Origin of the sequence: Streptomyces sp. 8K308, assembly GCF_004348315.1 — a bacterium.
Taxonomy (GTDB): domain Bacteria; phylum Actinomycetota; class Actinomycetes; order Streptomycetales; family Streptomycetaceae; genus Streptomyces.
The window spans coordinates 1-4,198 of the sequence record NZ_SMKC01000484.1 but is presented as its reverse complement, the minus strand read 5'-3'; the positions used below and the strand labels follow the sequence as shown (position 1 = coordinate 4,198).

The window sequence follows — 4,198 nt, the reverse complement described above, 5'->3', positions numbered from 1 at the left end:
GGGAACGGGGGTCGCTGAGGCGGCCGTTGTCATATGGGGTCCCTGGGTCGCGGTGGGGGCGCGGATCAGTGGCTCGCCGGGACACCGGCGTGGCGGGCGGCGATCGTCTCCAGGTGGTCGGCGGCCGCCGCGGCGCCGCCGGCCGCGCGGAAGCCGCGGCCGATCGCGGCCGCCGCGGCCCGGTGGCCGCCCGCCGGGTCGAGCACGGCGTCGATCGCGGCGCCGACGCGGGCCGCGTCGGCGCGGCCGAACCGCAGCCGCACGCCGGCTCCGGTGGCCACCACCAGGCCGGCGACCAGGGGTTGGTCGTCCCTGATGGGCGCGACGACCAGCGGGACGCCGTGCCACAGCGACTCGCAGACGGTGTTGTGCCCGCCGTGGCAGACCACCGCGTCCAGGTGCGGCAGCAGGTCGAGTTGGGGCACCCGGTCGAGTACCAGCGGGTCGCCCTCCGGGTCCCTGAACCCGGCGGGCAGCGTGTGGCCCGGGTCGAGGACGATCCCCTGGATCCGCTCGCGGGCGGCGCGCAGCGCGGCCACGGCCTCGGCGAGGAAGCGGCCGCCGACGTCGACGTTGGCGGTGCCCAGGGTGACCAGCACGGTGCGGCGTCCCGGGTCGAGCCGGTCGAGGGGGAAGGCGCCGTCCGCCGGCCGGGGCGCGATGACCGGACCGACGAGTCGGGTGCGCTCGGTCGGCAGGGGCGCGTCGCCAAGGAGTTCGCGCCCGGTGAAGGCGACGATGCCGTGCGGCGAGAACCGCGGGTCGCCCGTCGCGCTCGGGTCGCCGATCCGGCCGCGCAGCCCGCCGAGCAGCTCGGCGAGCCAGGCCCCGACCTTGGGCAACCCGGCCAGTGAATCCCCGAGTTCAGCGGAGGTGGTGGCCGAGGTGACGTACGGGATGCCGCGCCGCTCGGCGACCAGCGCGCCGGCCACCGCGTGCTGGTCGGTGACGAGCAGGTCGGGGCGGAAGGCGTCGACGGCCGCGTGCACGCCGGGGGCCATCAGGTCGGCCAGCGGCACGAAGACGTCCCGCCACAGGAAACGGAACGCGGCGGGCCCGGTCAGCTCGGGCGGCCGGCGCAGGTCGGTGCCGGGAATGTCGCAGTCGTAGGCGACGGCGTCGGCGCCGACCAGCCGCGTGAGCTGGCCGGCGTGCCCGGCCCAGGCCACCGCGTGGCCCCGCCTGGCCAGCTCGGCGGCGACGCCGACCAGCGGGTTGACGTGCCCGACCAGGGGCGGCACCACGAGCAGGAAGCGCGTCACCGCGCCGCCGTCCCGGCCAGCTGGTGCTGCCGAATCCAGCTAAGGATCAACTCACGTGTTGTGTCCGGGCGTTCGATGAGCACCGAGTGCCCCTGGTCGGGGAGCACCACGGTGCGGCAGCCGGGGACGAGGGCGGTCAGCTCAGGGACCAGGGCGGCGAGCGGCGAGTCGTCGCCGAACACGGCGAGCAGCGGACTGGTCAACTCGCTCAGGTCGTCGGCTATGACGCGGCCGGCCGGGATCTCCTCGACCATGGCGGTGCTGCGCAGTATCCGGCCGGCGTTCCTGGAGAGCCGGGCGGTGTGCGCGCCCTCGTTGGCGGCGATCCAGTCGATGACCTCGTCGCGGAGAAGCTGCTCCCGTGTGTAGCCGAGGGCTCGGTCCATGTGCCGGGTCCACCTGGCGACGGGCGGCTCGGCCTCGATCAGGGTGACGGTGGCCACCCGGTCCGGGTGCCAGGCCGAGAACGCGGCGGCGATCGCGCCGCCGAAGGAGTTGCCCACCACGTGGACCGGGCGCCGCTCGTCCAACGCGTCGAGCAGCCCGGTGAGATCGCCGACGAACGACTCCAGGCGGTAGCCGGTGCGGGGGCGGTCGCTGCGGCCGTGGCCGCGCAGGTCGTACATGATGACGTCGACGCCGCCGGCGGCGAAGGCCGGGCCGAGGGTGAAGTAGTAGCTGGCGAGGCTGTCGGTGAGCAGGCCGTGGACGAAGACGACCACGGGTGGCTCGCCGGTCGCGCCCGCCGGCCGCACGGCGTCGAGTCGCTGGACGTGGGTGGTGATCTCGCCGGTGGCAATCCTGGTCATCGGCCCGATCAGCTCCGCTCGGTGGCGCGTAGCGAGGCGACGACGTGGTCCACGAGCTCGCCGACGGTGAGGGCGATGATCTCGTCGAGTTCGAGTTCGGCGATGAAGGTGGCGAGGTTGACGCGGTCGCCGTAGCGCTCGCGCAGCGCGCCGGAGAGCGTCACCAGGTCGATGGACTCGAGCTCCAGGTCGTCGTGGAAGGTGGTGTCGCGGCCGATCTCGGCGTCGTCGAGGCCGGCGTCCGCCAACAGGTTCCTGAGCATGTCGGCGATGTCGGCCAGCACCTCGTCGGGCAGCGGGGCGGTGGCCTGTGGGGTCTGCGCGCTGGTCATCTCATTCTCCAGTCGGGTGGTCGCCGGTGGTCCAGGCGACGGCGTACCGGCGGGGTGGCAGTGCCGGCGGGTTGTGCACCTCGGCGACCCGCACGTGATGGGCGACGTCGCCAACCGCGACCAGCAGCCGGTCCGGCTCGGCGGCCAGCACGCGGTACGCGGCCGGCCGGCCGCGCAGGCCGGTGCCGCGGGCCTTGGCGACGGCTTCCTTGGCGGCCCAGAAGCGGGTGAACCAGGCGTCGGGGTCGGCCTCCTGATCCTCCGACTCCTCGGACAGGCGGTCGAGCAGGGCGCGTTCCTCGGGCCCGCAGGCCGACTCGACGGTGGCGCGCGGGCGTTGGGTGATCTCCTCGATGTCGATGCCGCACGGGCCACGGCCGGCGATGGCGACGCCGGCCTCGGCACGGTGCGCCAGGGACACGGTCAGCCCGGTCACGTCGCGGCCGTGCACGCCCACCGGCACCGGCCGGCCGGCCGCGTCGTTGGTGACGGCGATCTCGGCCGGGTAGATCTCGCCGGCGCCCTCGGCCCACAGCACGCGGCGCAGCGCGTCCTTGGCGGCTATCCGGCCGAGCAGCCACTGCCGGCGGCGGAGCGGGGGCAGCGCCTCGTAGGCGGCGCGCTCGGCGCCGCCGAGCACGTTCCGCATCAGCAGCTCGCGGGTGGCCAGGTCGGGCCACCGCTCGTGCACCAGCGTCCAGCCGCCGGCCATGGGCGTGGAGAGGATGTGCCGGCCCGGGTACCGGTCGACGGCCCTGATGCCGGGGTCGGTGTCGAACCGGCGGTCGGTCCAGCCGGTGAACTCGGCCCAGACGCGGCCCTCGTGGACCAGCTGCATGTCGGCGGTGAGGGTGGACTCGGTGATCGCGCCGATCCTGATCAGGCACTCGAACCGGGCGCCGGCCGCCGGCGGCGGGCCGTGGAAGGTGATTCGGTCCATGCGCACCGGGAACACGGTGGTGCGCTCGGTGCGGCTTGCCATGATCCAGTAGCCGAGCAGTTGGCCGACGTTGTCCAGCAGCGCGCCCGGCGCGGCGGGGGCGGTGATGACGCCGCGCAGGTGACGGTCGCCGATGGCGGTGAGCTCGGTGACGCCCTGGAAGGCCGGGCCGTGGAACATCCACCGCTCGGTGTAGAGCCGCTCGGCGCGCATCGTGGGCGCCCGCTCGGTCGCCGGATCGAACCGCCACGGGGCGGGCGGCGCGGGCCACTCGGGGGCGAGGCCGACGGTGGCGCCGGCGAAGCCGGTGAGGCCGATCTCGATCTCGTCGGCCGCCGTCCGCCGGGCGGTGACAGGCAGTTCGACGGCCGGAACGGCCTCGATCCACTTCAGCAGCCGCACGTCCCGCACCGCCACGGCCCGCACGCCGTGGCCGGCGGCCCGCTCGGCGATCGCCATGAGCCGCGCGACCACCGTGGTCGCCGGCACGATCGGCCACCGATCCCCGACATCCGGCCACCCGGGCCGCTGCCGGAAGAAACAGTGATCGAGCAGATACGGCATCTCATCGATGCCGACCCGCCAGACGGCAGGCGCCGCGCCCGCCGCCGAAGGCGTGGCCCTGCCGCCGGCCTGCGGCGGCACGGGTGCTTCGGAAACGTCCGCCGCCCGCGGAGCCGGCTCGGCACCCGCCCGGCCATCGGCCGGGGCCCGCACGGCGGGGGCGGGCCCCGACACCACGTCCGGGCCGTTGGCCGGCCTCGGCCGGGCCGGTCCAGTGCCGGCCGGGGCCGGCAGGGTGGCTGGCGGAGCCGGCTCGGTGTCCGCCCGGCCGGTGGCCGGGGTGGGTGGGGG

4 protein-coding genes are annotated in these 4,198 nt (G+C 75.4%); all 4 read right to left on the bottom strand.

The genetic code is table 11. The features are described 5' to 3' along the window. Window positions 1-65 precede the first annotated feature (65 nt). Window positions 66-1,262, bottom strand: coding sequence for a glycosyltransferase (locus E1265_RS34415; RefSeq protein ID WP_132934883.1), 1,197 nt, complete (start codon window positions 1,260-1,262; stop codon window positions 66-68). Continuing rightward, window positions 1,259-2,071, bottom strand: a complete 813-nt coding sequence (locus tag E1265_RS34410) for an alpha/beta hydrolase (RefSeq protein WP_132934882.1) — start codon at window positions 2,069-2,071, stop codon at window positions 1,259-1,261. Before E1265_RS34410 ends, E1265_RS34415 begins: the two co-directional genes overlap by 4 nt. Window positions 2,072-2,079: 8 nt before the next feature. Further along, window positions 2,080-2,403 (bottom strand): phosphopantetheine-binding protein, encoded by a 324-nt coding sequence (locus E1265_RS34405; protein WP_132934881.1) that lies wholly within the window; start codon window positions 2,401-2,403, stop codon window positions 2,080-2,082. Window position 2,404: 1 nt separating this feature from the next. Next, on the bottom strand, window positions 2,405-4,198 hold a 1,794-nt coding region (locus E1265_RS34400), incomplete at its 5' end, for a 4'-phosphopantetheinyl transferase superfamily protein (protein WP_132934880.1).